The following is a 26,615-nucleotide window of genomic DNA, read 5'->3' as shown; positions in this document are numbered from 1 at the left end:
GGCTAGGAGCCTGACGCGGCTCGCGCGGCCTCGGCCGCCGGCGACGGGACAGCACGAACAGACGGAGAAACGATGCAGACGCTTGAGCCGCGCGAGACGAAGCCGAGACACGGGCCAGTGCGCGGCGCCCTGGAGCGCCTGATCGAGACCGGGGAGATCGAGGCCGATCCGCTGCAGCGCCGGCTCGCCGAGCGGCTGGACCGGCTCGACCGGGCACTGTCTGCCGAGACCGTCGCCTCCAAGAAGAGCGCGCTCGGCTGGCTGTTCGGCCGGAAGAAGACGGCCGAACCCGTACGCGGGCTCTACATCTACGGCGAGGTCGGCCGCGGCAAGACCATGTTGATGGACATGTTCTACCGCCAGACCTCGGTCGCGAAGAAGCGCCGGGTCCATTTCCACGCCTTCATGGCCGATGTCCACGAACGCATTGGCGCGCACCGCCAGGCGGTGAAGGAGGGGCGGGCGAAAGGCGACGATCCGATCCCGCCGGTCGCGAGCCAGCTCGCCAGCGAAGCCCGGCTCCTCTGCTTCGACGAATTCTCGGTGACCGACATCGCCGATGCGATGATCCTGTCGCGGCTGTTCGATGCCCTGTTCGCCGAGGGCGTGGTCCTGGTCGCGACCTCCAACGTCGCGCCGGACGATCTCTACCGCGACGGCCTCAACCGGCCGCTCTTCCTGCCCTTCGTCGACCATCTGAAGGCTCATGCCGAGATCTTCGAACTCGACGGCGACGAGGACTACCGGCTGGCGACGCTCGGCCGTGACGACGTCTATCTGACCCCTCTCGGCGAGGAGACGGCCGAGCGCGTCGATGCGGTCTGGGAAACGCTGGTGAACGGCGCGAAGGAAGGGCCGGCCTCCCTGTCGGTGAAGGGCCGCACGGTGGCCGTTCCGCGGGCAGGCAACGGCGCCGCACGCTTCGTCTGCGACGATCTGCTGAAGCGGCCGCTTGGCGCGCAGGACTATCTGGCGCTCGCCAAGCGCTTCCACACCGTCGTCCTCGAAGGCGTGCCGGTGATGGCCGAGGCCGAGCGCAACGAGGCCAAGCGCTTCATCACCCTCGTCGACGCGCTCTACGATTCCGGCCGCCGGCTGGTGATCTCGGCCGAGGCGCCGGCGGACCAGCTCTACCGGAGCCGCAACGGCAACGAGGCCTTCGAGTTCGACCGGACGGTGTCGCGGCTGATCGAGATGCGGTCGCAGGAATATCTGGAGAAGGCCGCCGGCGGGGAGGGGGAGTCGGGGGCGTAAGCGGCGAATGTCTTCCAGACATCTGCCGCTGGGGTCAGATCAGGTCCTCGAGATCGACGCGTAGCGCCTTCGCGATCCTTTCCAGCGCCGGCCGAGGCGCTTCCTGCGGCCGCGGTTCGAACGCGCTGAGCTCGCTCTGATCGACTCCTGCCGCCGAAGCCAGTTCCCCGACCGTCATCCCACGATACTCGCGCCAGACCTTGATCTTCGGCTCGCCCTCGAGGATACGGTCGACCATCTCCGCGGGAATGAACTCATCCTCGCCGATGTCGACCCGCTTCATGACGGCATCGGCCGCGGCCACGTCGGCGGCATCCTCTGCGAGCTCAACGAGCCGCTCGTAATCCGCTTGCGGAAGAACGACGAGCTTTTCGCCTGTTTCGGTCGTGATGATCTGCGGCCAGGTCATGTCCCGATCCTTAGTCGTACACGCCGCCACGCGGGCCGATCTCGATGATCCGCACGACGCGGCGATCTTCGTCGAAGATGACCCGCCAGTCGCCGACCCGCAAGCGGTAATAGGGTCGGCCCTTCAAGCGCTTGACGTTCGCTGAAAGCGAAGACGGGTCTTCCGCGTATTGCCGGATCTTGAACCTCACGCGATCCGCGGCGTTGCGCGGCATGCGTTCAAGCGCCTTCGCGGCGTCTTTGCTGTAAGCGATCTCCCGCATCAGGCGAGCTTATCGAATACCGCACGTTGCACAAACGGTTCTGAGTCGACATCAAACGCAAACGGCCCCGGATTCGACATCCGGGGCCGTTGCGAAACGGAGGGTCGTGCCGTCCGAGCCGGACTTACGCCGCCTTCTTCGACTTCTCGAAGCGCTTCCTCTCGTGCGGGTCGAGATAGAGCTTGCGCAGGCGGATGGTCTTCGGCGTCACCTCGACCAGCTCGTCGTCCTGAATCCAGGAGAGCGCGCGGTCAAGCGTCATGCGGATCGGCGGGGTGAGCTTCACCGCCTCGTCCTTGCCGGACGCGCGCATGTTGGTGAGCTTCTTGCCCTTCAGCACGTTCACCTCGAGATCGTTCTCGCGGGTGTGGATGCCGATGATCATGCCCTCGTAGACCTTCACGCCGGCGTCGATGATCATCGGGCCGCGGTCTTCGAGGTTGAACATCGCATAGGCGACGCTCTCGCCCGCCTCGTTGGCGATGAGGACGCCGTTGTTGCGGCCGGCGAGCTCGCCCTTGTAGGGGGCGTAGGAGTGGAACAGCCGGTTCATCACGGCGGTGCCGCGCGTGTCGGTCAGAAGCTCCGACTGATAGCCGATGAGGCCGCGGGTCGGGGCGAGAAAGACCAGGCGCTGGCGGTCGCCGCCCGAGGGGCGCAGCTCCTTCATCTCGGCCTTGCGCTCGCTCATCTTCTGGACGACGACGCCCGAATGCTCCTCGTCGACGTCGATGACGACCTCTTCGATCGGCTCCAGCAGCTCGCCGTTCTCGTCCTCCTTCATGACGACGCGCGGGCGCGAGATGCCGAGTTCGAAGCCCTCGCGGCGCATGGTCTCGATGAGGACGGCCAGCTGCAGCTCGCCGCGGCCGGAGACGTAGAAGGAATCCTTCTCGGCCGCTTCCTCGATCTTCAGCGCGACGTTGCCCTCGGCCTCCTTCAGCAGGCGGTCGCGGATGACGCGGCTCGTGACCTTGTCGCCCTCGGTCCCGGCGAGCGGGGAGTCGTTGACGATGAAGGACATCGTCACCGTCGGCGGATCGATCGGCTGGGCGTGCAGCGGCTCGGTGACGGCCGGGTCGCAGAAGGTGTCGGCGACCGTGCCCTTCTGAAGGCCCGCGATCGCGACGATGTCGCCCGCCTCGGCGTAGTCGAGCGGAACGCGCTCGAGGCCGCGGAAGGCGAGGATCTTGGAAATGCGCCCGCTCTCCAGCTGCTTGCCGTCGCGGTCCAGCACCTTGACCGCCTGGTTCGGCTTGATCGAGCCGGACTGGATGCGCCCGGTGATCAGCCGGCCGAGGAACGGGTTCGCCTCGAGGATCGTGCCGATCATCTTGAACGGCTCGTCCTTGCCGGCAGTGTCCGGCTCGGGCACGTGATCGAGGATCAGGTCGAACAGCGGCGCGAGGCCCTGGTCCTGCGGGCCGGTCGGCTCTGCCGCCATCCAGCCGCCGCGGCCGGAGCCGTAGAGGACCGGGAAGTCGAGCTGCTCTTCGGTGGCGTCGAGCGCGACGAAGAGATCGAAGATCTCGTTCAGCACTTCCTGGTGGCGCTCGTCGGTACGGTCGATCTTGTTGATCGCGACGATCGGCTTCAGCCCGACCTTCAGCGCCTTGCCGAGCACGAACTTGGTCTGCGGCATCGGGCCTTCCGAAGCGTCGACCAGGATCACCGCGCCGTCGACCATGTTGAGGATGCGCTCGACCTCGCCGCCGAAGTCGGCGTGGCCCGGCGTGTCTACGATGTTGATGCGCACGTCCTTCCAGACGACCGAGGTCGCCTTGGCGAGGATGGTGATGCCGCGCTCCTTCTCGAGGTCGTTCGAATCCATCGCGCGTTCCTCGGTGCGCTGGTTCTCGCGGAACGAGCCGGACTGGGCGAGGAGCTTGTCGACGAGCGTGGTCTTGCCGTGGTCGACATGCGCGATGATCGCGATGTTGCGAAGCTTCATGAAGGCTACCGGTGTTGGACGCGCCGAAAGCCCCCACCGGGACGGAAGGGGCGTGGAGACGGTCGGAAATCAGGTTTCGCGCGTGGCTATACAGGAAAATGTGCAGATGCGAAAGGCTTGGCTGGAAGCCGGCACTGCTGGCCGGCCGGAGAAGCGGCCCGCGGGCAGCGGCTGTCTGCAGGGCCAGTCGCTTTCCCGCCCGCAGCGCCGCAGTCGAGCGCGGACGGGCTCAGGCTTCAGCCGGCGCGAACTGCTTTCACCGCCACACAAATAGGCAGGCGGCAGCCGGGAACGGCTGGATGCGGCGTCCATTGACTCCGTAGGACCCGCGCCAAAGCTCGGGCGCCTTTGCGGCGCCCGCACGATTCAAGGAGCGGCCCGCATCGCCCCATGAGGCCGCGAGGCCGCAGGACATGCCGGCACATCGAGGGACCATCGCGGGTCGGCGCCGGCTGCAGCTTCCACCATCATCGACGGGAGATCGATTCATGAAAATGCATCTGTTGACGACGATTGCCGCGAGCGCGCTGCTGGCTGCACCGGCAGCCGCCTTCGCGCAGTCCGCTCATCCGAGCGTGTATGAACCGGGCGCCTACACCAGCAACGGCGGCCAGAGCTCCGGCAATAGCGACCAGAGCCAGCATGACCAGAACCAGTACGGCCAGAACCAGGATGATCAGGGCCAGTATGGCCAGGACCAGTACGGCGACAGCGACCAGTCGAGCGAGAATGGCTCGTACGGCAACTCCAACCAGTACGGCAACGGTAACCAGTACGGCGATCGCAGCCAGTACGGCGTCGAGGGGAACTACAACGGCCAGAACGGCTATGGCCAGAACCAGTACGGGAACAACAATTCCTACGGCTGGCAGGGCCGCTACGGGCAGCAGAACCAGAACGGCGGCAACGGCCCATCCTATGGCAACAACCAGAGGTACGGCAGCCAGGGTCGCTACGGCAACCAGAACCGCTACGACAACGGCCGGAATTCCTATGGCGGCCAGTCCGGCAACCAGAGCCAGTCCTGGAACAACGACCAGAACGGCGGCAACGGCCAGAGCGACGAGAACAGCCAGAACCGCTACTTCGACCGAGGCTCGAACGGTTCTGCGTCCTTTACCCGCCGCGCCCTGCGTCAGGCCGGCTACACCAACATCAAGATCGTGCGCGCGTCCTATCTGATCCAGGCGCAGACGCCGCAGGGCGAGGACGTCCTGATGATCGTCAGCGCGCCGCGTCGCACGTCGAACATGTCGCAGTCGTTCCAGAACGGCAGCGACCAGAACAATGGCGGCCAGAACCAGTCCGGCGGCAACGGCCAGAACGGCAATGTCTGGATGCCGAACAGCAACGGCTCGTCCAACAACGGCTGGAATCAGAACGGCCAGTCGGACTCGTCGAACAACGGCGGCTGAGGACGGATCACGACCGGAACAGCGAGCAGGCGCCGCCCGGCGTTACAGCTCGTGTGACATCGAGGCAGAGGCGGGGCGACCCGCCTCTGCTTCCTTTTGTCCCAGCACAGGTGGGCGCAGTATGTCCCGCGCCGGCTGCCGGCGAGGGTGCATCGGGCGGTGTCAGCAGTAGCGCTCCGGTCCTGCCGACTGCTTGTCCGAATACCGGTCCCCGTGGGCGAAGCCGGCCGGCAGGATCGCCTCGATCTCGGCCAGATCGTCGGTGGTGAGCCGGATGTCGGCGGCCTTCGCGTCTTCGGCGAGATGCTCCGGCGAGCGCGTGCCGGGGATCGGGATGACGTGCTCGCCGCGCGACAGCGTCCAGGCGATGGCGAGCGTCGCGGGCGAGAGGCCCCGCGCCCGCGCATAGTCGCGGAAGCGGGAAACGGCGCGCTCGTTCGCCGACAGGTTCGGCTCCATGAAGCGCGGATTGGTCTTTCTGAAGTCGGTGTCGCCGATGCTCGCGGTATCGAGCGGCGTCTCCCCGAACATGCCGCGGCCGACGGGTGAGAAGGCGACGAAGGCGGTGCCGAGCCGTTCGCAGGCCTGGATCATCCCGAGTTCGGGAAGCCGCGTCCACAGCGAATACTCGCTCTGCACCGCCATCACCGGATGGACCGCGGCGGCGCGTTCCAGCGAGGCGGGCGAGATCTCGGAAAAGCCGATGCCGCCGATCTTGCCCTCGTCCTTGAAGCGCATGAGCGTCCCGACCACGTCCTCGATCGGGATCGTCTGGTCGCGGCGGTGGATGTAGTAGAGCGCCACGTGCTCGACGCCGAGGCGGCGGAGCGACGCCTCGAGGCTTTCCCGCAGGAAGCGCTCGGAGTTGTCGAAGCTGCGGACCGGCTGGGTGCGGATGCCGCCCTTGGTGGCGATGGTGAAGCGGCCCGGATGATCCTTGATGAAGGCGCCGATCACCTCTTCCGACAGGCCGCCGCCATAGATCAGCGCGGTATCGAGATGGGTGACGCCGAGATCGAGCGCCTTGGCGAGGGTGCGGTGGCTCTCCGCACGGTCCGTCGCGCCGTAGACGCCGGCAAAGCTCATGCAGCCGAGGCCGATCGCACCGACCATGGGGCCGCCGCGACCCAGTCTGCGCTGTTGCATATGAAGACTCCCTCGCTGGTTGGATGCCTGGCGATAGCAGCCGGGCGCGGCGCGAGGAAGGCCCGCCGCCGGCGACAGCGCGGGCGACCAAATGCGCGCCGATGGCTTCGGCGGCATGGCGGATGCCCGGTGATCACCCCCTGATCACGGGCTCGCGATCTCCCCGAATGCGGAAGATTTGCGGCCAACCGAGGCCCGGGAAGATTATTTCTTGTTCATTTGTGAGCATATCGGTCGCGGCCTAGGTTCCCCGCCGAAGCTGGGAAGCGCCGGCGGCTGCCCCTTCGGGAGCCGTGACACGACGCGACCGGACGGCTTCGTTCAGCCGGCGCCGAGACGGCGATCGCCCGTCTGCCGGCCACCCGAAGAGGTTGCGCCATGCGTACTCTCCTGATGACTGCCGCCGTTGCCGCCGGTCTGGCCTTCGCTCCTGCCGCCTTCGCCGCCACGACGCATGTCGCGACGGGAACGGTCAAGTCTGTCGACGCGACGGCGATGACCGTGACGCTCGCGAACGGCAAGAGCTACCATCTGCCGGCGAAGTATTCGGCCGGCAAGCTGAAGGCCGGCGAGAAGGTCTCGATCACCTATCACATGAACGGCACCAGCATGGACGCGTCGAAGATCACGATGTCCAGAACGTCGATGAAGTCGGGCAAGCCGGCGGCCAAGGCCTCGGCCATGACCAAGAGCGCCACGACCACCAAGTAAGACCTGCACGGCCGAAGGGGCGCCGACCTTCGGCCCTGGTGATGCGACCCACGAGTTTCGATGCGATTGCGACGCGGGGAGCGCGCGTCGCGAAGAGATGGCGCAAGACGGGAGCTCGCATCCCTCCCGTCGAGACCGGGACGGGAGCTCGCATGGCTCGGCGCCTGTCTGCCTCCCGACCGTCTCCTGCTTGCGCCGCCTGCCGGGCTAGCTCCGGTGGAAGAGGACCGGAGGCCCCGCCTCCGGTCCTTTCCGTTTGGGTCCGGCTTACGCCCGGCGCACCGGATCGAGGGTCTTCGTCCAGAGCTCCTGGTCGTTCGTATCCATCAGCCGCACCGTCATCTGCTCGGTGGCGCCGTCGATCTCGACGAGGCCGAAGAACTGCAGGCCGGCGGCCGGGCTCTCGCCCTGCTTCTGATCCGGCGAAGGCGCCTTGATGAACTCGGCCTTCGGGCCGAAGGTCATGTCGAGGTCGTTCGGCCCGTAGGTGCCGGCGTGGATCGGTCCGGAGACGAACTCCCAGAACGGCTCGAAGTCCTGGAAGGCCGCGCGGTCCGGGCTGTAGTGATGCGCCGCGGTGTAGTGCACGTCGGCGGTCAGCCACACGGTGTTTTGGATGCCCGCCGCCTTGATGAAGTGCAGCAGGTCGGCGAATTCCAGCTCCCGGCCCTTCGCCGCGCCGTTGTCGTTGTTGGCGACCGCCTCGAAGCCCTTCCTGTGGGCATAGTCGTCCCAGACGACGAGGCTGATCGGCATGTCCGAGGCGATCACCTTCCAGGTGGCGCGGGAGTCGGCGAGCGACTGCTTCAGCCAGGCGATCTGCTCCGGCCCCATCATCGCCGCCGCCGGCGTCAGCTCGGTCTGGAGGTTGTCGTTGTTGCCGGCGCGATAGGACCTGAGGTCGAGGAAGAAGACGTCGAGCATCGGGCCGTAGGCAATCTTGCGGTAGATCCGGCCGGGCTCCTGCGGCATGTAGCGGATCGGCGTCATCTCGTGAAAGGCCCGCGCCGCGCGCGCGGCGAGAACCGCGATGTTCTTCTCGCTGTAGCGCTCGTCCGCCGTCAGGTCCTTCGACGGCGACCAGTTGTTGAGGACCTCGTGGTCGTCCCACTGGTAGAAGGTCGGCACGCGCGCCGAGAGCTCGCGCACGTTCTTGTCCAGCATGTTGTACTTCCACTGGCCGCGATATTCGTCCAGCGTCTCGGCGACCTTGGTCTTCTCCGGGATGACGATGTTCTTCCAGACCGTGCCGTCCGGCAGCTCGACCGTCTCCTTCAGCGGGCCGTCGGCATAGATCGTGTCGCCGGAATGGAGGAAGAAATCCGGATCGTGCTTGGCGATGGTGCCGTAGCACTTCATGCCGCCGCGATCCTCGTCGATGCCCCAGCCCTGCCCGACCGTATCACCGGACCAGGCGAACTTGACCGAGCGGCGCGAGGCGGGCGCTGTGCGGAAATGGCCGACGATCGGCTCGGAGACGCCGTTGGCGTCGGACAGGTCGGTCGCCACGGCGCGCCAGAAGATTTCCTGATCGCCCGGCAGGCCGTCGATCAGCCGCTTCACCGTGTAGTCGGAGGCCGGCGAGGTGGTCAGCGCATGAAGCTTCTTCGCGTTCTTGAAGCTGTCGGTCGTCGCCCATTCGAAGTCGACGCGGGCCGGGCGGTCGACGCGCGTCCAGACCATGCCGGAGGAAGCGTCGACGTCGCCGGTCTGGACGCCGTGCGTGAAGCTCGGCCGGCTCGCGGCCCGGCTGATCGCCGGCATGGCGAGCGAGGAGCCGGCGGTGAGCGCGGCGGCGCCCGACGTCAGCATGAAGCGGCGGCGGGAAAGGGTGAAATGGCGTGCGGCCATGGGAGAGCCTCCTGTTCGAGAGGCGCACAGGATCGGGCCACACGGTGGCGGTCGCATTGCGGCGGCACGAAAGTTTGGAGTCCGTCTAAGCTCCTGGCGGTACTGCCGGGACAGCCTCCGGCGCCGGCCGCGACGCGCCGGGAAGATGACAAAGCGGCAAGGTGACGCCCCGGCTGTCGGGACCCGCGACCGGCCTCAGCCGCATCGGCCGCGGATCGGCACCTCTTCCTTCTTGTCGCCCCAGAACACGGTCATCGCACCGGAATATTCGACCGTGCCGCCGGCCGGGCGCTCCGCGTCGAGCATCAGGTTGACGTTGATCCGCGGCTCCGACGCCGATCGCCAGACGGTGACGACATGGCTGGCCTTGTCGGCGGCGGTCTTGCCCTTTTCCAGCTCACGCACGAGGCCATTCGCCATGACGTAGCCGCGCTCGAGCGGCGCGCCCCCGTCCAGGCCCGTCGCCAGCATCGTCACGAAGACATAGGGGTGGCGGGTCTCGCCGTCGGCGGCGGTCGTGCTCCTGGCTGTCGGTTCGGCGGGGGCGGCCTTGGCGGCGGTGAAGGTGCAACGGCTGTCGATCGGGTCCCAGTCGAGCACGCCGAGCGCGAGGGCCCGCGGCGTCGAGGCCGCCGAGATCTCCGGCGTCTGTCCGGGCTTCGGCGGGGCGAAGGGCGAGGACTCGAGGGTGAGCGGCTGACCGTAGGACGGCTCCATGGTCGCCGCTCCGCAGAGGCAGACTGCCGCTGCAACGAGAGATCCGTGGAGAACTGTCGGTTTCAGCCGCGCCATCTCATCCGCCTCCGTGCCCGCATGGGCTGTCTCACAGAAAGCTCTGCGGGTCCACGTCGATCTGCACCTGAACCGAGCCGCGCGGCGGTGGGGCGGCCGCGATCACTGCCCTCAGATAGGCCTGCACGGGCGCGCGGCGCGTCGCCTGGACCAGGAGGCGGAAGCGATGGCGGCCGCGCAGCACCGCGAGCGGCGCTTCCGCCGGGCCCAGCGTCTCGATCTCGTCCGTCTCGGGCGCCGCGGCGCGCAGCGCCCGCGCATGCGCCTCGGCCTCGCGGCGGCTGTTCGCCGAGACGATGATCGCGGCGAGGCGCCCGAAGGGCGGCAGGCCGGCGCGCAGGCGCTCGTCGATCTCGCGCTCGTAGAAGGCGCTGGCGTCGCCGGACGCCAGCGCCTGCATGACCGGATGCTCGGGCTGCCAGGTCTGGATCAGGCCGCGGCTCTTCAGTCCCGAGCGCCCCGCGCGGCCGGTCACCTGGTGCAGGAGCTGGAAGGTCCGCTCGGCGGCCCGCGGGTCGCCGTTCGACAGGCCGAGATCGGCGTCGATCGCGCCGACCAGCGACATCAGCGGGAAGTGGTGGCCCTTGGCGACGAGCTGGGTGCCGATGATGATGTCCGCCTCGCCGTCGGCGATCGCCTCCAGCTCGCGCCGCAGCCGCCGCGCGCCGCCGGCGAGATCGGAGGAGAGGAGGATCGTGCGCGCCTCGGGAAAGTCGGTCAGCATCTCCTCGGCAATGCGCTCGACACCGGGGCCGCAGGCGACGAGGTGGTCGAGCGTCCCGCATTCGGGACACGCTTCGGGCCGCGGCACCTCGAAGCCGCAATGGTGGCACTGCAGCCGGCCGCGGAGGCGGTGATCGACCAGCCAGGTCGAGCAGTCCGGGCACTGGAAGCGGTGACCGCAGACGCGGCAGAGCGTCAGCGGCGCGTAGCCGCGGCGGTTGAGGAAGAGCAGCGCCTGTTCGCCGCGGGCGATCGTCGCGGCGATCTCGGTGTGCAGCGTCGGCGAGACGAAGCGGCCGCGCGCCGGCGGCGCCCGCCGCATGTCGACGAGCGACAGGCTCGGCAGGTCCGCTTCGCCGAAGCGCGCCGAGAGCGTCACGTGGCGGTAGCGGCCCTGGGAGGCGTTGACGCGCGTCTCGATCGAGGGGGTCGCCGAGGCGAGGATCGCGGGGAAGCCGCCGATCGAGGCGCGCACCACCGCCATGTCGCGGGCGTGGTAGAAGGTGCGCTCCTCCTGCTTGTAGGCCGGGTCGTGCTCCTCGTCGACGACGACGAGGCCGAGCTCCTTGAACGGCAGGAACAGGGCCGAGCGGGCGCCGGCGACGATCCGCACCCGACCTTCCGCCACCTGGCGCCAGATCTTCTCGCGCTGGCGGGGCGAGACGTCGGAGTGCCATTCGGCCGGCGGCGCGCCGAAGCGGGCGTGGAAGCGGTCGATGAAGGCCTGGGTAAGGGCGATCTCCGGCAGGAGGATCAGCACCTGCCGGCCCGCGTCCAGCGCCGCCGCGATCGCCTCGAAATAGACCTCGGTCTTGCCGGAGCCGGTGACGCCTTCGAGGAGCGTTGCGGAAAAGCCTGGCTGCCGCACCGTCTCGACGAGCGCCTCGGCAGCCGCCTGCTGCGCCTCGCTGAGGTTCGCGCGGCCGTAGCCGGTGTCGGGCGCCGCTACGGCCGGGGCGGGCGGCAGGCGCACGCTGCGGAACGCCTCCTGCTTCATCAGCCCCTCGATGACGGAGGGCGTGACACCCGCGGCATGGGCGAGCCCGGAGCGCGACCAGGCGCCGGCCTCCGCCGCGATCTCCATCACCCGGCGGCGGGCGTCGGTCATCCGGTCCGGCAGCTTGCCCGTGGGCTCGATGCCCTCGATCCACGGCTCCGGGTCGAAGGCGGCCGGCGCGCGCAGCGCCATGCGCACGACGAGGCCCGGCGGGGCGAGCGTATAGTCCGAGACCCAGTCGACGAAGCGGCGCATGTCCTCGCCGAGCGGCGGGCAGTCGAAGCAGTGGGTGATCGCCCTGAGCTTCTTCGGGTCGACGCCGTCCGTCTCGCCGTCCCAGACGACGCCCGCGACCTGCCTGGGGCCGAGCGGCACCTGCACGATCGATCCCGGCTCAACCGCCATGCCGTCCGGGACGGCATAGGAATAGGGCCGCGCGCTCGGCAGCGGCACGAGCACCGGGACGACGGTCTGGGCAAAGAGCTGGTCGGTGAAGTTCAAGGCGTCTCCGGCAATGACAGCGGCCGCCGCTTACGCGAATCGCCGACGCGGCGGCACCAGTCTAGCAGCCGCTGGGCGGCCGCGGACGGATGCGACCGTTCCAGTCGGCAATGTCCGGCGCAGCCGTCCCCGTTGCAGCCGGAGGTGGGGACGGCGACGCTTCCGGACAATAAACGGCAACGGGCGCCGCCGGCCCGAAGACCGACGACGCCCGTGCGATGGGCTGGATGGGACGCGGCCTACTGCGCGTTGGTCGAACCCTGCCCGGCCGAGCCGCCGGCGTTCGAGCCCTGGCCGGCCGCGCCGTTCCCGTTACCATTGGCGCCGGACTTGGTGATGTCGTCCCAGGACTGGGCGTTCTGCAGCTGGTCCTTGGTGACGTTCAGCGTGATGTGCTGGGGCACGTTGCCGGAACCGGAGGCGGCGTTGCCGCCGGATGCCGCGCCGGAACCGCCGGTCGCGGTCGAAGCCGTCGTCATGCTGTTGTCGCCGGCGGACGAGCCCTGCGTGGTGCCGCCGGTCGAGGCCATGTCGGCGGACGCTGCGCCGCCATTCGCATTGGCGCCCCCCTGGCCGTTGTCGTTGCCGAAGGTCAGCGCGGCCGTCTCGACTGCGACGTCCTTCTGGCCGATCCCGAGGAAGCCGCCGACGCCGATCAGGAAGCCGCGCACCTGGCCGTTCGGCCCCATGACGACGTCGTCGACCGTGCCGATCGAGTTGCCGTTGGTGTCGTAGACGTTCTTGCCCTTGAGGTCGGTGAAGCGGAAGCTGCCGGGGCGCACGTCGCGCAGGAACGGCGTCGTCGCGGCGACGCGGCCGGCCGTCTGCGGCACGGCCTGGCCGGTGGCGCCGTTCTGGTCGGCGCCGGCGTTCATGCCGGCGCTGTTGCCGGTCGCGCCGGAGTTGCCGGGGGTCATGGTCTGGGCGGCACCGTCGTTTCCGGCGGCCGGTGTCGCGGAGTTGCTCTGGGCCAGCGCCGGAGCGGCGATCAGCGTCGAGGCGAACAGCGCGGCGAGGATGGACGTCTTCATGGAGATCTCCGTGGTGTGGAAGGATCGCCAGGAATCGCCTGCCGAGGATGCCGGTTCCGCCCGGACAAGTTGGGCAGCCACCGGTCCTCCCGGCGGTGCGCTGTCTCAGCCGGCCGACGCCTCGGCCGCGTTCTTCCAGTCGAAGGCGAGCGGCGCCTCGCGGAAGGCGAAGCGGTCGAGATGGCTCGCGACCACATCCTTCAGGCGCTCCAGCTGATCCGGCACGGCGGCGTCGATGGTGCAGTCGAGATGGTCGGCGAAGGCGGCGAGCCGCAGATGCCCGTCGGCCGGCCAGTCGGCGCCGCGGGCGTCGCGCGGGAAGGTCACGGTCCCGGCCTCGGGTGTGAACTCGACGACGAGGTTGTGGCTCCAGTGCTTGCAGAGCTGCTGCAGGTAGCGGCTGGCGTTCTCCGTGGGAACGCTGGCGGTGCTTTTCAGGGTCAAGGCTGATCTCCGTGATGCAGAATGGGTGGAGCCGCCTGGCGACAGGCAACTGATCGGGCTGCAAAGCTATCTTAGATAGATCGGACTTGATCCGTTCGCCGCAATAGCCGATTGGACGGCAAGGACGTTCTTTCTGAAGGTCTCGCCGATCAGGCCGCCTCATCCTGCAGAAGCCCGCCCGGCATCCTATATGAGAGGCGGAACGCTTCCAGCCGGCCGCAAGGATCGTCCCATTCCCTGTGGCGCCGGCCGCCGGACTGATGTTAAGGACCGGCGAACGAAACCTCAAAGGCGCGAAGAGGGCACATCCATGAAGTTCTTCGTCGACACTGCCGACATCGGTGAGATTCGTGAGCTTGCAGACGCGGGGCTCCTCGACGGCGTCACCACGAACCCGTCGCTGATCATGAAGGCGAACCGTCCGATGAAGGACATCATCGCCGAGATCTGCGATGTCGTCGACGGGCCGGTCTCCGCCGAAGTCACCGCGACCACGTACGAGGAGATGGTCCGCGAGGGCAAGATCCTCGCCGAGATCGCCGACAATGTCTGCATCAAGCTGCCGCTGACCCTCGACGGGCTGAAGGCCTGCAAGGATCTGACCGGCGACGGCTATCTCGTCAACGTCACGCTCTGCTTCTCGGCGGTGCAGGCGCTGCTCGCCGCCAAGGCCGGCGCGACCTTCATCTCGCCCTTCATCGGCCGGCTCGACGACATCAATCTCGACGGCATGCAGTTGATCGCCGACATCCGGCGCATCTACGACAATTACGAGTTCGACACCGAAATCCTTGCCGCCTCGATCCGCACGATGAACCATGTGCGCGAAGCGGCGCTGATCGGCGCCGACGTCGCCACCGTGCCGCCGGCGACGCTGAAGGGCCTCGTCAAGCACCCGCTGACCGACAAGGGCCTCGACCAGTTCCTCGCCGACTGGAAGAAGACCGGCCAGTCGATCGGCTGACGCCCGGCGAGAGCGACTTCGGGGGGAGGGCGACAGGCCTCTCCCTCCTCGCCTTGCACGGCTTCAGGCGCACGTGCGGTGCGCCGCGTCAGGCGCCGGGGTAGAACCGGTAGTTCTGGCCGATCTCCTGGGCCAGCCGGTTGTTGTCCATGACGAACTGCTCGAGGAACTCGTGCAGGCCCCCGTCGATGATCTCGCGGACGGTGAGGTCGGTGAGCCGCTTGTTGATCGCGCTCGCGGTCTGCCGGCAGGGGTGGTTCGTGTCATAGTTGCGGTCGAGGAACTTCAGGCTGTCCTCGATCATGCCGTAGGAGAAGGCGAGCGAGCGCGGCATGCGCCGGTTGAGCATCAGGAAGTCGATGATGTTCACCGCCCGGAACTCGCCGTCATATTCCCAGGCATAGGCGCGGTGGGCCGAGACCGACCGCAGGATCGACACCCACTGGAAGTTGTCGAGTGCCGAGCCGACCTGGCTATGTTCCGGCAAGAGCAGCCAGTATTTCACGTCGAGGATGCGGGCGGTGTTGTCGGCCCGTTCGATGAAGGCGCCGAGATTGCAGAAGTCGAAGATCTCGTTGCGCAGCATGGTTGAGTGGAAGGCGCCGCGCATCAGCGCCGACTGGCGCTTGACCAGATCGACCACCGCCGGCAGCTCCCGCGTGGTGATGCGCTTGCCGAGCCGCTGCTGGATCGCCAGCCAGCTGTCGTTCACCGTCTCCCACAGCTCGCGCGTCAGCGCCGTGCGCACCATGCGTCCGTTGGTGCGGGCGATGTCGATCGAGGCGCGCACGCTCGACGGATTGTCGCGGTCGCAGAGCATGAAGTCGAGCACGTGCTCGACGTCGAAGTCGTCGTATTTGGCGCGATAGGCGGCTTCCACTCCGGCCGAGACCAGGATCGACTGCCATTCGTCGGCCTCGTCGGAGAGGTTGGTCAGCGAGATGCGCATGCCGGCGTCGACCAGGCGCGCCATGTTCTCCGCCCGCTCGATATAGCGGAACATCCAGAACAGGCCGTTTGCGGTGCGTCCGAGAAGTGCCATCGGTCAGTCCCTCAAAACCCAGGTGTCCTTGGTGCCGCCGCCCTGGCTGGAATTGACCACCAGCGAGCCTTCCTTGAGCGCGACACGGGTGAGGCCCCCGGGAATGATGCGGACCTTGTCGGAGACGAGGACGAAGGGGCGCAGGTCGACATGGCGGGGCGCCAGCCCCCCGTCGACGAGGATCGGGACCGTTGAGAGGGCGAGCGTCGGCTGGGCGATGTAGTTGCCCGGCCGCTCCTTCAGCTTCGCCGCGAAGCGCTCGCGTTCCTCCTTGGTGGCGGCCGGTCCGACGAGCATGCCGTAGCCGCCGGAGCCGTGGACCTCCTTCACCACCAGTTCGTGCAGATGCTCCAGCACATAGGCGAGGCTGTCGTCCTCTGCGCAGCGGTGGGTCGGCACGTTCTGCAGCTTCGCCTTCTCGCCGGTGTAGAACTCGACGATCTCCGGCATGTAGGAATAGATCGCCTTATCGTCGGAGATGCCGGTTCCCGGTGCGTTGGCGATGGTGATCCCGCCGTTCTTGTAGACCTCCATGATGCCGGGGATGCCGAGCACCGAGCTCGGGTTGAACATCTTCGGGTCGAGGAAGGCGTCGTCGACGCGGCGGTAGATGACGTCGACAGGCTTGTAGCCCTCGGTCGTGCGCATGTGGATGCGCCCGTCGATCTCCGAGACGTCGGAGCCCTCGATCAGCTCGACGCCCATCTGGTCGGCGAGGAAGGCGTGTTCGAAATAGGCCGAGTTGTAGATGCCGGGGGTCAGCACCGCGATCGTCGGCGTTCCCGCGCAGGCGGGCGGGGCGACGGCGGCGAGCGAGCGCCTGAGGTGATGCGGATAGGTCTCCACCGGGCGCACGCGGTTCTGCGCGAACAGCTCCGGGAACATCTGCATCATCGTCTCGCGGTTCTCGATCATGTACGAGACGCCGGAGGGCGTGCGGGCGTTGTCCTCGAGGACGTAGAACTCGTCCTCCGCGACGCGGACGATGTCGGTGCCGATGATGTGGGTGTAGACGCCACCGGGCGGACGGAAGCCCTGCATCTGCGGCAGATAGGCCTCGTTGCCCTCGATCAGCCGCGCCGGAACCTTGCCGGCCTTCACGATCTCCCGGTCGTGGTAGATGTCGTCGAGAAAGGCGTTCAGCGCGATCACCCGCTGCTCGATGCCCTCGGCGAGCCTGTCCCATTCCGCCTTCGCCATGATGCGCGGGACGAGGTCGAAGGGGATCAGCCGCTCCGCGGCCTCCTCCTGGCCGTAGACGTTGAAGGTGATGCCGGTGCGGCGGAAGAAGGCCTCGGCCTCCGCCGCTTTCGCCCCGAGCCCCTCGGCGTCCTGCTCGCGAAACCATTCGAAGAAGCGCTGGTAGGGTTCCCTGACATGGTCCTCGCCCAGAAGCATCTCGTCGAATGGTGTCACAGCCAGGCTCCGTTCCTGTTTCCCCTAAAGAGAAAGCCGCCGGCGCAGAAATCAAGCATTCCTTGCGTTTTCACGCCGGTCGCCTGATTTCTGTGCAGGAAAAGACGACCCTTGCCTAACGATACGGCAGGTGAGGGCGGGCGCCGTCTGGCATCCCCTGCGGCCGCGAGCCGCGCGGGGGGATGCTGCTTCGCCCCGGCGAGGTGTGGGTTCAGAGCCGCGCGCCGGCCGCGGACAGATGTGCGAGTGCCGTATCGAGGTCGGTGCGGCTTCGCGCGCCGGTGAGGCAGATCCGGATCCGCGGGGCGGTGCGCCGGCCGGTGGCGAAGAGGTTGCCCGAAGCGACGGCTACGCCGTTCTCGCGGCAGCGCTCGACGACGGCCTCCGGCGCATCCTCGACTGTCAGCCAGGCATGCGGCGAGGGCGGCAGGCTGGTGGGGCCGAGCGCGGAGACCATCGCCTCCCAGCGCGCGGCGACTTCCGCCTGCTGCCAATCCAGCCGCTTCAGCGCCGTGCCGTTCTCGATCCAGGCCGCCCCGATCACCAGCGACAGCGGCGCCGTCATCCAGTTGGTGAGGTAGGGGCTGCTGCGAAGTCCGGCGAGACTGGCGCTGCCGCCGGCGATGAAGCCGAAACGCAGGCCGGGCATCACCGTCTTCGACAGGCTCGAAACGACGATGCCGCGATGGCCGAGGTCGCGCGACAGAAGTGGCCGGCCGGACAGGGCGCCGTAGACGTCGTCCTCGATCACGGTCAGGTCGTGGCGGGCGACGACCTGTGCGATGTCGGCCCGTCGCTTGTCGCCCATGGCGGCGCCGGTCGGGTTCTGGAGATTGGGGACCAGAACCGCCAGCCTGGCATTCGAGGCGCGGGCCGCGGCGTCGAGGGCTTCCGGCGTCACGCCTTCCCCGTCCTGGTCGACCGGCACGAGGCGCAGGCGAAGCTGCTTGGCCAAAGCCTTGAGGCCTGGGAACGAGAACGACTCCACCAGGATCGGGTCCCCGTCCTTCGCCTTTTCCAGAAGCAGCGCCATCAGGGCCGCATGCGCCCCGGCGCACAGGATCACCGTTTCCGGCCGCTCGGCGAGGCCTCGGAAGGTCAGCCATTGCGCCGCGGCACTGCGCGCCCGCTCCAGAACCTCCGGCGAGGAATAGCGCGCCGCGTCGCTCTGCTCCCCCGGGCTCAGCGCCGCGAGCGCGCCGGCAAGTGCGCCGTCGTCCGGCATCGGCGCAGGAACGCTGCGCGACAGATCGATGCAGTGGTCCGCGTAGCGCTGCTGTTCGAACAGGCTGGCTGCGGCGCCGGCGGGCAGGACATAGGTGCCCCGGCCGACCTCGCCGCCGATGAGATGCAGGCGCGACGCCTCCTGATAGGCGCGGCTGACGGTCGAGAGATTGACGCCGAGCGCGGCGGCGAGCTCGCGCTGCGGCGGAAGCCGGTCGCCGGGCCGCAGGAGGCCGGACTCGATATCCCAGCGAAGCGCCTCGAAGATCGCGCGGGAATCCGCGTCCGAACGGGGAATGCTCGGCTTCCACATCACGATGTTCGCTCTGCCCTCGGAGGCGCTTCGGGTTACGTCAATCTGAAATTGCCTCGAGTCAATCTCAGGATCGTCCCTCTCTTGCTCGGCAGGATTGGGTTGTCAAAGCGATGCTCGGCACGCGCGCGCTCACTAACCTTACTGTTCGGTAGCCGGGCAATCATTGGCGCTGGTGGACGCCGACCTCACCTCTGTCCGCAAAGACCGAATGCTTGTTCATCCGGTGGGCATTTGCCCGGAAGAATTGCCAATGTCGCGCCCGCCGTCCTAGAACGGACGTGGAGGATCGGACGATGGCAAGGACGCGGGACGAGGAGACGACGCGGCTCGACGACGCGGCGCGGGCCGGCTGGCTCTATTACGTCGCCGGCAATACCCAGGAGGAGATTGCCGCGAAGCTGAGGATTTCCCGCCAGGCGGCACAGCGGCTCGTGTCCCTTTCGGTGAGCGCCGGCCTGGTGCGCGTGCGCATAGACCATCCGATCGCCGCCTGCCTCGGTCTCGCGAACCAGCTGAAGGCGAAATTCGGCCTGCGATTCGCGGAGGTCGTGCCCACCGATCCCGCCTCCGCCTCGACGACACTCGGCATAGCCGAAGCCTGTGCGGCCGAGATGGAGCGGCGGCTGCGGCAGGACGCGCCGCTCGTCATGGCGATCGGCACCGGGCGGACGCTGAAGGCGGCGGTGGAGAACCTGCCGCGGATGACCTGCGAGCAGCACCGGATCGTCTCCCTCACCGGCAACATCGCGCCCGACGGCTCCGCCTCCGTCTACAACGTGATCTTCTCCATGGCCGATCAGGTGCGCGCGCGGCATTATCCGATGCCGTTGCCGGTGGTGGTCTCCTCGCCGGAGGAGCGGGCGCTGCTGCACGAGCAGAAGGTGGTGCAGTCGACGCTGTCGCTGGCGGCGAAGGCCGATGTCGCCTTCGTCGGAATCGGGGAGCTCGGCCCGAAGGCGCCGCTGCTCGTCGACGGCTTCATCACCGCGCCCGAGCGCGAGGAACTCGCCGGCCTCGGCGCGGTTGGCGAGATCGTCGGCTGGATCTTCGACGGGCAGGGCCGCGTCCTCGACTGCCCGCTGAACGAGCGCGTGGCGAGCGCTCCCATCCCGTCGATCGCGCGCAGCGAAGTCATCGCGGTAGCGATGGGCCCGCAGAAGACGCCGGCGATCGGGGCCGCGGCTGCGGGCGGGCTCGTCAACGGCCTCGTGACCGACGAAGCCACGGCCGAGCGCCTGCTCCGCCTCTGACCGGCAATGCCCCGTCGCAAACACGCGGGCCTCGGCGACGATCATGATTCCTCAGGTGGCGGGGCTGCCGCGCAACCCTAGTTAGGCGGCTGAAGAGGGTGGCTCTTCCGGCGCGACCGGCGGCCGCTGCGACGCCTCAAGGGGCGTTTGCCGCAGTCGGCAATGGTGCGCCGCATCATGGATTTCGTTTGACAGGCCGGGGCTCTCGATGAGAATTTGCCCCAGCATTGATCAAATGCTCATTTCCAAGCTGGGAGGCTTCGATGAGATTCAGCATGATTTCGGCGGGCGCATTGTCGCTGCTCGCCTTTGCGGCCGCGCCTGCGGTCGCTCAGACGACGACGCTGACGATCGGCACCGTCAACAACTCCGACATGATCCGGATGCAGGGGCTGACCCCGGAGTTCGAGAAGCAGCACCCGAACATCAAGATCAACTGGGTGACGCTGGAGGAGAACATCCTGCGCCAGCGCGTCACGACCGACATCGCGACCAAGGGTGGCCAGTTCGACATCATGACGATCGGCACCTACGAGGTTCCGATCTGGGCGAAGAACAACTGGCTGGCGCCGCTGAAGTTCGACGACAGTTACGACGTGAACGACCTGCTGCCGCCGATCAAGAACGCGCTGACCTACAACGACAAGCTCTACGCGGCGCCGTTCTACGGCGAGAGCGTCATGACGCTCTACCGCAAGGACCTGTTCCAGAAGGCCGGGCTGACCATGCCCGAGCATCCGACCTGGGACTTCATCGCCAAGGCGGCCAAGGCCACGACCGACAAGTCGAAGGGCATCTACGGCATCTGCCTGCGCGGCAAGCCGGGCTGGGGCGAGAACATGGCCTTCCTCGGCAACATGGCCCGCGAGTTCGGCGCCAACTACTTCGACGCCAACTGGAAGCCGCAGTTCGAGAGCGAGGGCTGGAAGAAGGCCGTCAACCTCTATGTCGACCTGATGACCAAGTACGGCCCTCCGGGCGCCGCTTCCAACGGCTTCAACGAGAACCTGTCGCTGTTCGGCCAGGGCAAGTGCGCCATGTGGATCGACGCCACGGTCGCAGCGTCCTTCGTGACCGACCCGAAGCAGAGCCAGGTGCCGGACAAGGTCGGCTTCGCGCCGGCGCCCTGCGGCGTCAAGGACTGCCCGAACAAGGGCGAGAACTGGCTGTGGGCCTGGTCGCTGGCGATCCCGGCGTCCTCGAACAAGAAGGACGCGGCCGAGACCTTCATCGCCTGGGCGACCTCTAAGGAGTACACCGACCTCGTCGCGAAGAAGGACGGCTGGGCCAACGTGCCTCCGGGCACGCGGACGTCGCTCTACAAGAACGACAAGTACACCTCTGCCGCTCCGTTCGCGAAGGAGACGCTGAACGCGATCCAGAACGCCGATCCGGCACCGACCAAGGACAAGCCGTATTACGGCCTGCAGTTCGCGGCGATCCCGGAATTCCAGGGTCTCGGAACGGCGGTCGGCCAGCAGATGGCGGCGGCGCTCTCGGGCTCGAAGTCGGTCGACGCGGCGCTCAAGGCCTCGCAGGACCAGGCCGAGCGCACGATGAGCCGCGCCGGCTACGGCAAGAAGTAATCTCCTCCCAAGAGAGACCCCTGCCGGGCGGGCCTTCGGGACCGTCCGGCAGGTGCGGGAGCCGGCTCCGGTCGGCTCTTCCGCGTCCCCCGTCGCCCGCGGCGCCCCAGGTTGCAGCCGGCTGACGCAGCGTCCATGCTGCCGTGGCACGAACAGTCCACGCCTCGGTGGCAGAACCAAACAAGCCGCGCCCGGCATCGAATCCGGGCCGCACAAGGGTCGGAACTCTCGTCATGGCGACGACGCACACCAAGGCCGCCGCGCGGCTGATGATGGCCCCAGCGGTCATCGCCCTGCTGATCTGGATGATCGTGCCGCTGGCGATGACGCTCTACTTCTCGACCCTCAGCTATACGATCTACAATCCGCTTTCGACGCCCTTCGTCGGCATCGAGAACTACACCTACTTCCTCACCGATCCCGCCTTCCTGTCCGCGCTCGTCAACACGCTGGTGCTCGTCGCCGGCGTCCTGGCGATCACCGTCGGCGGTGGCATCCTCGTCGCGCTGCTGCTCGACCAGGCCTTCTACGGCGTCAACATCGTCCGGCTCCTCGTGATTGCGCCCTTCTTCGTCATGCCGACCGTCGCCGCGCTGGTCTGGAAGAACATGATGATGAACCCGGTCTATGGCGTGATCGGACAGGTGATGCGCTTCGTCGGGCTGACGCCGATCGACTGGATGACCGACCACGCGCTGCTGTCGATCATCATCATCGTCGCCTGGCAGTGGCTGCCCTTCGCCACGCTGATCCTCCTGACCGCGCTGCAGTCGCTGTCGGAGGACCAGAAGGAGGCGGCGGAGATGGACGGCGCCGGCGCGCTCTCGATCTTCTGGTACATCACCCTGCCGCATCTCGGCCGCGCGATCACCGTCGTGATCCTGATCCAGACGATCTTCCTCCTGTCGATCTTCGCCGAGATCCAGGTGACGACGCAGGGCGGCCCCGGCACCCAGTCGACCAACATCACCTATCTCGTGGCGCAGCAGGCGACGTCCTCCGGCGACATCGGCGCGGCCTCGGCCGGCGGCATCGTCGCGGTGGTGATCGCCAACATCGTCGCGATCTTCCTCGTGCGCCTCATCGGCAAGAACCTGGACGCGTAAGGGAGGATCGGCAGATGGCACGCAACGTCTCCACCGGCCGCAAGATCGGCACGACGATCCTCGCCTGGGCCGTCGGCCTGTTGATCTTCTTCCCGATCCTGTGGACCTTCCTGACCTCGTTCAAGACCGAGCTGCAGGCGATCGCGATCCCGCCGGTTTTCGTCGACTTTCACTGGACGCTCGAGAACTACGAGACGATCCAGAGCCAGTCGAACTACTTCCACTTCATGCTGAACTCGGTCTACCTGTCGCTCGGCTCGACCCTGCTCGGCCTGATCTTCGCCATCCCGGCGGCCTGGGCGATGGCCTTCTCGCCGACCAAGCGCACGAAGGACGTGCTGCTCTGGATGCTGTCGACCAAGATGCTGCCGGCGGTCGGCGTGCTGATCCCGATCTACCTCCTGTTCGTCAATTTCGGCCTGCTCGACTCGCGCCTCGGCCTGATCGTCGTCCTGTTCCTGATCGACCTGCCGATCATCGTCTGGATGCTCTACACCTACTTCAAGGAGATCCCCGGCGAGATCCTCGAGGCGGCGCGGATGGACGGCGCGACCCTGCGCCAGGAGATCATCGAGGTGCTGACGCCGATGGCGGTGCCGGGCATCGCCTCGACGGTGCTCCTCAACGTCATCCTCTCCTGGAACGAGGCGTTCTGGACGCTGCAGCTGACGACGACGCAGGCGGCGCCGCTGACGCAGTTCATCGCCTCCTTCTCCAGTCCCGAGGGCAATTTCTACGCCAAGCTCTCGGCGGCCTCAATGCTGGCGATCGCGCCGATCCTGATCGTCGGCTGGTTCTCGCAGAAGCAGCTCGTGCGCGGCCTGACCTTCGGCGCCGTCAAGTAAAGGGTTCGACCATGGGACAGATCCATCTCGAAAAGGTCCGCAAGGCCTTCGGCGACGTCGTCATCATTCCCGAACTGGACCTCCAGATCGAGGACGGCGAGTTCGTCGTCTTCGTCGGCCCGTCCGGCTGCGGCAAGTCCACGCTGCTCCGGCTGATCGCCGGGCTGGAGGACACCACTGGCGGCAAGATCGTCATCGATGGCCAGGACGCCACCGACCTGCCGCCGGCCAAGCGCCGCCTGGCGATGGTGTTCCAGTCCTATGCGCTCTACCCGCATATGAGCGTCCGGAAGAACATCGCCTTTCCGCTGAAGATGGCGAAGCTCGACCAGGGCGAGATCGACAAGCGTGTCGCCAACGCCGCCAAGATCCTCAACCTCGACAACTATCTCGACCGTCGCCCCGGCCAGCTCTCCGGCGGCCAGCGCCAGCGCGTCGCCATCGGCCGGGCCATCGTGCGCGAGCCCGCCGCCTTCCTGTTCGACGAGCCGCTGTCGAACCTCGACGCCGCGCTGCGCGTCGGTATGCGCCTGGAAATCTCGGAGCTGCACCAGCGCCTCGAGACGACGATGATCTACGTCACGCACGACCAGATCGAGGCGATGACGATGGCCGACAAGATCGTGGTGCTGCGGGCCGGCAATATCGAGCAGGTGGGCTCGCCGCTCGAGCTCTACAGCCAGCCGCGCAATCTCTTCGTCGCCGGCTTCATCGGCTCGCCGAAGATGAACCTGATTTCCGGCGAACCTGCGTCGAGCCGCAATGCCGCGACCATCGGCATCCGGCCGGAACATCTGACGCTGTCGACCTCCGAAGGGGCGTGGAAGGGCAAGGTGAAGGTCGCCGAGCATCTCGGCTCCGACACCTTCCTGCATGTCGACACGCCGCTCCACGAGGAGCCGCTGACCGTGCGCGCCGACGGCGAATTTCCGGTGCGCCATGGCGCGACGGTGTATCTGACGCCCGACGAGAGCAAGATCCACCGATTCGACGACAAGGGCCTGGCGATCCGATGAACCGACTTCAGGGAAAGCGCGCCATCATCACCGGCGCGGCCCGCGGCATCGGCCGCGCCTTCGCCGAGGCCTATGCGCGGGAGGGCGCGAGCGTCGTCATCCTGGACATCGACCTCGCCCGCGCGGAGCAGGCGGCGAAGGAGATCGGACCCGCGGTCTCGGCCCGACAGCTCGACGTGACGGACATTTCGGCGATCGAGCGCGTCGTCGGCGAGATCGCGGCGGATGGCCCGATCGACATCCTCGTCAACAACGCCGCCCTGTTCGACATGGCGCCGGTGACGGAGGTGACCGAGGCCTCCTACGACAAGCTCTTCGCGATCAACGTCAAGGGCCCGCTCTTCATGATGAAGGCGGTGTCGAACGCGATGATCGCGACGGGCACCAGGGGCAAGATCATCAACATGGCGAGCCAGGCCGGCCGGCGCGGCGAGGCGCTCGTCCTCGTCTACTGCGCGACCAAGGCTGCGATGATCTCGATGACCCAGTCGGCGGGGCTCGCGCTGATCAAGCACGGCATCAACGTCAACGCGATCGCGCCCGGCGTCGTCGACGGCGAGCACTGGGACGGCGTCGACGCGCTGTTCGCCAAGTACGAGAACCGGCCGAAGGGCGAGAAGAAGCGCCTCGTCGGCGAGGCGGTGCCCTACGGCCGCATGGGCACGGCGGAAGATCTGACCGGCATGGCGATCTTCCTCGCCTCGTCCGAGAGCGATTACGTCGTCGCGCAGACCTACAATGTCGACGGCGGCAACTGGATGAGCTGAGGGCGGCCGCCCCCGCCATCCGCCAACAGGAACCAGCGGTGTGAACGCCGCGTGCGCCGGCATGGGCGAAGACCGACGGCGTCGAACAGTTCGATCATAAGATCAGGAGCCATATCATGAGCGTCCGCCTTTCCTCCGCGACCCTTCCGGAAGCGGCGAAGTCCGCGAGCGTCTTCACCTACGACCGCGCGGCTCTGACCGCGGGCATCCTGCATTTCGGCGTCGGCAATTTCCACCGCGCCCATCAGGCGGTCTATCTCGACGACCTGTTCAACACCGGCGCGGGCCACGACTTCGCCATCGTCGGCGCCGGCGTCATGCCGTCGGACCAGGCGATGCGCGAAAAGCTCGCCGGCCAGGACTACCTCACCACCGTCGTCGAGCAGGACAATGCCCGCACCTCGGCCCGGGTCACCGGTCCGATGCTGGACATGCTGCCGGTCGGGGACGCCGAGGCGATCATCGAAAGGCTTGCCGACCCCGCGATCCGCATCGTCTCGCTGACCGTCACCGAGGGTGGCTATTTCGTCGATTCCGACGGCGTCTTCGATCCGTCGCATCCGGCGATCGCCGCCGACGGCGCCAATCCGGACATGCCGAAGACCGTCTTCGGTCTGATCGGCGCCGGGCTCAAGCGCCGCGGGGAGCGCGGCGTCCAGCCCTTCACCGTCATGTCCTGCGACAACATCCCGCATAACGGCAAGGTCTGCCGCAACGCCGTCGTCGGCACCATGCGGCTCTCCGATCCCGCCTTCGCGGACTGGATCGACACCAACGTCTCGTTCCCGAACGGCATGGTCGACCGGATCACGCCGGCGACCAGCCAGCGCGAGATCGACCATTGCCGCGAGGCCTTCGGCATCGAGGACGCCTGGCCGGTCTACTGCGAGGAGTTCAAGCAGTGGGTGCTGGAGGACGACTTCCCGGCCGGCCGGCCGGCGCTGGAACGGGTCGGCGTCCAGTTCGTGCCGGACGTCACGCCCTATGAGCACATGAAGATCCGCATCCTCAACGGCGGCCATGCGGTCATCGCCTATCCCGCCGGGCTGATGGACGTGCATTTCGTCCACGAGGCGATGGAGACCGACCTCGTCGCGCGCTTCCTGGAGAAGGTCGAGACCGAGGAGATCCTGCCGATCGTCCCGCCGGTGCCCGACACCGACCTCGGCGAGTACTTCCAGCTGATCAAGCGCCGCTTCGCCAATCCCAAGATCGGCGACACGGTGCGGCGGCTCTGCCTCGACGGCTCCAACCGCCAGCCGAAGTTCATCGTGCCCTCGATCCTCGACAATCTGAAGGCCGGCCGCTCGCCCGAGGGCCTGGCGCTCGAAAGCGCGCTGTGGTGCCGCTACTGCCGCGGCGTGACGGACAGCGGCAAGACGATCGAGCCGAACGATCCGAACTGGGACCGCCTGGTGGAGCGCGCGAAGGCCGCGGAGACCGATCCGTCGACCTGGCTGTCGATGAAGGACGTCTACGGCGGCCTGAAGGACGAGCCGCGCTTCGCCGAGCCGTTCGCGAAGTGGCTGGCGATGCTGGCCGAGAAGGGCACGGCGGAGACGCTGAAGGCGTATCTCGGCTGACGTTGGCGATCCG

General features: G+C 67.4%; 23 protein-coding genes. 11 read left to right on the top strand and 12 right to left on the bottom strand.

From position 1 onward, the window contains the following. The first annotated feature begins 72 nt into the window (after window positions 1–72). Window positions 73–1,254 (top strand): cell division protein ZapE, encoded by a 1,182-nt coding sequence (zapE, locus tag AB5S17_RS11085; protein ID WP_369239235.1) that lies wholly within the window; start codon window positions 73–75, stop codon window positions 1,252–1,254. 34 nt (window positions 1,255–1,288) lie between these two features. On the opposite strand, the gene AB5S17_RS11080 is transcribed toward zapE, so the two are convergent. The 3 genes from AB5S17_RS11080 to typA all read right to left on the bottom strand — a co-directional run bounded on the left by AB5S17_RS11080 (window position 1,289) and on the right by typA (window position 3,876). Next, entirely contained in the window at window positions 1,289–1,663 is a 375-nt protein-coding gene (locus tag AB5S17_RS11080) for a helix-turn-helix domain-containing protein (protein ID WP_369239233.1), read from the bottom strand. 10 nt (window positions 1,664–1,673) lie between these two features. Continuing rightward, a complete protein-coding gene (locus tag AB5S17_RS11075; protein WP_369239231.1) occupies window positions 1,674–1,925 on the bottom strand; it encodes a type II toxin-antitoxin system RelE/ParE family toxin in 252 nt (83 codons plus the stop codon). A 124-nt stretch (window positions 1,926–2,049) separates the two neighbouring features. Next, window positions 2,050–3,876, bottom strand: a complete 1,827-nt coding sequence (typA, locus tag AB5S17_RS11070) for a translational GTPase TypA (RefSeq protein WP_369239229.1) — start codon at window positions 3,874–3,876, stop codon at window positions 2,050–2,052. Between the two features lie 488 nt (window positions 3,877–4,364). Here typA and AB5S17_RS11065 point away from each other — a divergent pair, with 488 nt between their 5' ends. Next, complete coding sequence (locus tag AB5S17_RS11065) at window positions 4,365–5,291, top strand: hypothetical protein (protein ID WP_369239227.1); 927 nt, start codon at window positions 4,365–4,367, stop codon at window positions 5,289–5,291. 162 nt (window positions 5,292–5,453) lie between these two features. Here AB5S17_RS11065 and AB5S17_RS11060 read toward each other — a convergent pair whose 3' ends face one another. Further along, window positions 5,454–6,437: an aldo/keto reductase gene (locus AB5S17_RS11060; RefSeq protein WP_369239225.1), complete on the bottom strand. Its 984-nt coding sequence runs from the start codon at window positions 6,435–6,437 to the stop codon at window positions 5,454–5,456. Between the two features lie 378 nt (window positions 6,438–6,815). Here AB5S17_RS11060 and AB5S17_RS11055 point away from each other — a divergent pair, with 378 nt between their 5' ends. Further along, the gene (locus AB5S17_RS11055) at window positions 6,816–7,148 is read left to right on the top strand and encodes a DUF1344 domain-containing protein (RefSeq protein ID WP_369239223.1); all 333 of its coding nucleotides are present in this window, start codon (window positions 6,816–6,818) and stop codon (window positions 7,146–7,148) included. A 267-nt stretch (window positions 7,149–7,415) separates the two neighbouring features. Here AB5S17_RS11055 and AB5S17_RS11050 read toward each other — a convergent pair whose 3' ends face one another. From AB5S17_RS11050 to AB5S17_RS11030, 5 genes are all read right to left on the bottom strand, one after another. Next, window positions 7,416–8,999: an alkaline phosphatase gene (locus AB5S17_RS11050; protein WP_369239221.1), complete on the bottom strand. Its 1,584-nt coding sequence runs from the start codon at window positions 8,997–8,999 to the stop codon at window positions 7,416–7,418. Between the two features lie 195 nt (window positions 9,000–9,194). Further along, window positions 9,195–9,716, bottom strand: coding sequence for a hypothetical protein (locus AB5S17_RS11045; RefSeq protein ID WP_369239219.1), 522 nt, complete (start codon window positions 9,714–9,716; stop codon window positions 9,195–9,197). 106 nt (window positions 9,717–9,822) lie between these two features. Then, a complete protein-coding gene (locus AB5S17_RS11040; RefSeq protein WP_369239217.1) occupies window positions 9,823–12,012 on the bottom strand; it encodes a primosomal protein N' in 2,190 nt (729 codons plus the stop codon). 239 nt (window positions 12,013–12,251) lie between these two features. Continuing rightward, the gene (locus tag AB5S17_RS11035; RefSeq protein ID WP_369239215.1) at window positions 12,252–13,043 is read right to left on the bottom strand and encodes a PRC-barrel domain-containing protein; all 792 of its coding nucleotides are present in this window, start codon (window positions 13,041–13,043) and stop codon (window positions 12,252–12,254) included. A gap of 105 nt (window positions 13,044–13,148) precedes the next feature. Continuing rightward, window positions 13,149–13,487: a DUF2218 domain-containing protein gene (locus AB5S17_RS11030; RefSeq protein WP_369239213.1), complete on the bottom strand. Its 339-nt coding sequence runs from the start codon at window positions 13,485–13,487 to the stop codon at window positions 13,149–13,151. Between the two features lie 310 nt (window positions 13,488–13,797). Between AB5S17_RS11030 and fsa the strand changes: the two genes are divergently transcribed. Further along, window positions 13,798–14,451 (top strand): fructose-6-phosphate aldolase, encoded by a 654-nt coding sequence (gene fsa, locus AB5S17_RS11025; RefSeq protein ID WP_369239211.1) that lies wholly within the window; start codon window positions 13,798–13,800, stop codon window positions 14,449–14,451. Window positions 14,452–14,539: 88 nt separating this feature from the next. On the opposite strand, the gene AB5S17_RS11020 is transcribed toward fsa, so the two are convergent. The 3 genes from AB5S17_RS11020 to AB5S17_RS11010 form a co-directional block, all read right to left on the bottom strand. Then, complete coding sequence (locus AB5S17_RS11020; RefSeq protein ID WP_369239209.1) at window positions 14,540–15,493, bottom strand: alpha-E domain-containing protein; 954 nt, start codon at window positions 15,491–15,493, stop codon at window positions 14,540–14,542. Window positions 15,494–15,496: 3 nt separating this feature from the next. Continuing rightward, window positions 15,497–16,891: a circularly permuted type 2 ATP-grasp protein gene (locus tag AB5S17_RS11015; protein WP_369239728.1), complete on the bottom strand. Its 1,395-nt coding sequence runs from the start codon at window positions 16,889–16,891 to the stop codon at window positions 15,497–15,499. A gap of 229 nt (window positions 16,892–17,120) precedes the next feature. Next, the gene (locus AB5S17_RS11010; protein ID WP_369239207.1) at window positions 17,121–18,446 is read right to left on the bottom strand and encodes a PLP-dependent aminotransferase family protein; all 1,326 of its coding nucleotides are present in this window, start codon (window positions 18,444–18,446) and stop codon (window positions 17,121–17,123) included. A gap of 296 nt (window positions 18,447–18,742) precedes the next feature. On the opposite strand from AB5S17_RS11010, the gene AB5S17_RS11005 reads away from it, so the two are divergent. From AB5S17_RS11005 to AB5S17_RS10975, 7 genes are all read left to right on the top strand, one after another. Beyond that, entirely contained in the window at window positions 18,743–19,699 is a 957-nt protein-coding gene (locus tag AB5S17_RS11005) for a sugar-binding transcriptional regulator (RefSeq protein WP_369239205.1), read from the top strand. 263 nt (window positions 19,700–19,962) lie between these two features. Continuing rightward, entirely contained in the window at window positions 19,963–21,285 is a 1,323-nt protein-coding gene (locus AB5S17_RS11000) for a sugar ABC transporter substrate-binding protein (RefSeq protein WP_369239203.1), read from the top strand. Window positions 21,286–21,518: 233 nt separating this feature from the next. Next, on the top strand, window positions 21,519–22,391 hold the full coding sequence (locus AB5S17_RS10995) for a carbohydrate ABC transporter permease (protein ID WP_369239201.1): 873 nt from the start codon (window positions 21,519–21,521) through the stop codon (window positions 22,389–22,391). A 14-nt stretch (window positions 22,392–22,405) separates the two neighbouring features. Further along, complete coding sequence (locus AB5S17_RS10990; protein ID WP_369239199.1) at window positions 22,406–23,236, top strand: carbohydrate ABC transporter permease; 831 nt, start codon at window positions 22,406–22,408, stop codon at window positions 23,234–23,236. Between the two features lie 11 nt (window positions 23,237–23,247). After that, window positions 23,248–24,252 carry an ABC transporter ATP-binding protein gene (locus AB5S17_RS10985; protein WP_369239197.1) on the top strand — a complete coding sequence of 335 codons (1,005 nt, stop codon included), beginning with the start codon at window positions 23,248–23,250 and terminating at the stop codon, window positions 24,250–24,252. Continuing rightward, on the top strand, window positions 24,249–25,019 hold the full coding sequence (locus tag AB5S17_RS10980; RefSeq protein ID WP_369239195.1) for an L-iditol 2-dehydrogenase: 771 nt from the start codon (window positions 24,249–24,251) through the stop codon (window positions 25,017–25,019). Before AB5S17_RS10985 ends, AB5S17_RS10980 begins: the two co-directional genes overlap by 4 nt. 116 nt (window positions 25,020–25,135) lie before the next feature. Then, window positions 25,136–26,602: a mannitol dehydrogenase family protein gene (locus AB5S17_RS10975; protein WP_369239193.1), complete on the top strand. Its 1,467-nt coding sequence runs from the start codon at window positions 25,136–25,138 to the stop codon at window positions 26,600–26,602. Window positions 26,603–26,615: the final 13 nt, after the last annotated feature.

It is taken from the genome of Jiella sp. M17.18 (assembly GCF_041027365.1).
Classification (GTDB): Bacteria; Pseudomonadota; Alphaproteobacteria; order Rhizobiales; family Rhizobiaceae; genus VKMB-3413.
The sequence above is the reverse complement of the archived record's forward strand: the minus strand, read 5'-3'. Positions and strand labels throughout refer to the sequence as shown.

Coding starts and splice junctions, on each gene's coding strand:
- zapE (WP_369239235.1), top strand. CDS start 73: ATGCAGACGCTTGAGCCGCGCGAGACGAAGCCGAGACACGGGCCAGTG.
- AB5S17_RS11080 (WP_369239233.1), bottom strand. CDS start 1,663: ATGACCTGGCCGCAGATCATCACGACCGAAACAGGCGAAAAGCTCGTC.
- AB5S17_RS11075 (WP_369239231.1), bottom strand. CDS start 1,925: ATGCGGGAGATCGCTTACAGCAAAGACGCCGCGAAGGCGCTTGAACGC.
- typA (WP_369239229.1), bottom strand. CDS start 3,876: ATGAAGCTTCGCAACATCGCGATCATCGCGCATGTCGACCACGGCAAG.
- AB5S17_RS11065 (WP_369239227.1), top strand. CDS start 4,365: ATGAAAATGCATCTGTTGACGACGATTGCCGCGAGCGCGCTGCTGGCT.
- AB5S17_RS11060 (WP_369239225.1), bottom strand. CDS start 6,437: ATGCAACAGCGCAGACTGGGTCGCGGCGGCCCCATGGTCGGTGCGATC.
- AB5S17_RS11055 (WP_369239223.1), top strand. CDS start 6,816: ATGCGTACTCTCCTGATGACTGCCGCCGTTGCCGCCGGTCTGGCCTTC.
- AB5S17_RS11050 (WP_369239221.1), bottom strand. CDS start 8,999: ATGGCCGCACGCCATTTCACCCTTTCCCGCCGCCGCTTCATGCTGACG.
- AB5S17_RS11045 (WP_369239219.1), bottom strand. CDS start 9,716: ATGGAGCCGTCCTACGGTCAGCCGCTCACCCTCGAGTCCTCGCCCTTC.
- AB5S17_RS11035 (WP_369239215.1), bottom strand. CDS start 13,043: ATGAAGACGTCCATCCTCGCCGCGCTGTTCGCCTCGACGCTGATCGCC.
- fsa (WP_369239211.1), top strand. CDS start 13,798: ATGAAGTTCTTCGTCGACACTGCCGACATCGGTGAGATTCGTGAGCTT.
- AB5S17_RS11020 (WP_369239209.1), bottom strand. CDS start 15,493: ATGGCACTTCTCGGACGCACCGCAAACGGCCTGTTCTGGATGTTCCGC.
- AB5S17_RS11015 (WP_369239728.1), bottom strand. CDS start 16,891: ATGCTTCTGGGCGAGGACCATGTCAGGGAACCCTACCAGCGCTTCTTC.
- AB5S17_RS11010 (WP_369239207.1), bottom strand. CDS start 18,446: ATGTGGAAGCCGAGCATTCCCCGTTCGGACGCGGATTCCCGCGCGATC.
- AB5S17_RS11005 (WP_369239205.1), top strand. CDS start 18,743: ATGGCAAGGACGCGGGACGAGGAGACGACGCGGCTCGACGACGCGGCG.
- AB5S17_RS11000 (WP_369239203.1), top strand. CDS start 19,963: ATGAGATTCAGCATGATTTCGGCGGGCGCATTGTCGCTGCTCGCCTTT.
- AB5S17_RS10995 (WP_369239201.1), top strand. CDS start 21,519: ATGGCGACGACGCACACCAAGGCCGCCGCGCGGCTGATGATGGCCCCA.
- AB5S17_RS10990 (WP_369239199.1), top strand. CDS start 22,406: ATGGCACGCAACGTCTCCACCGGCCGCAAGATCGGCACGACGATCCTC.
- AB5S17_RS10985 (WP_369239197.1), top strand. CDS start 23,248: ATGGGACAGATCCATCTCGAAAAGGTCCGCAAGGCCTTCGGCGACGTC.
- AB5S17_RS10980 (WP_369239195.1), top strand. CDS start 24,249: ATGAACCGACTTCAGGGAAAGCGCGCCATCATCACCGGCGCGGCCCGC.
- AB5S17_RS10975 (WP_369239193.1), top strand. CDS start 25,136: ATGAGCGTCCGCCTTTCCTCCGCGACCCTTCCGGAAGCGGCGAAGTCC.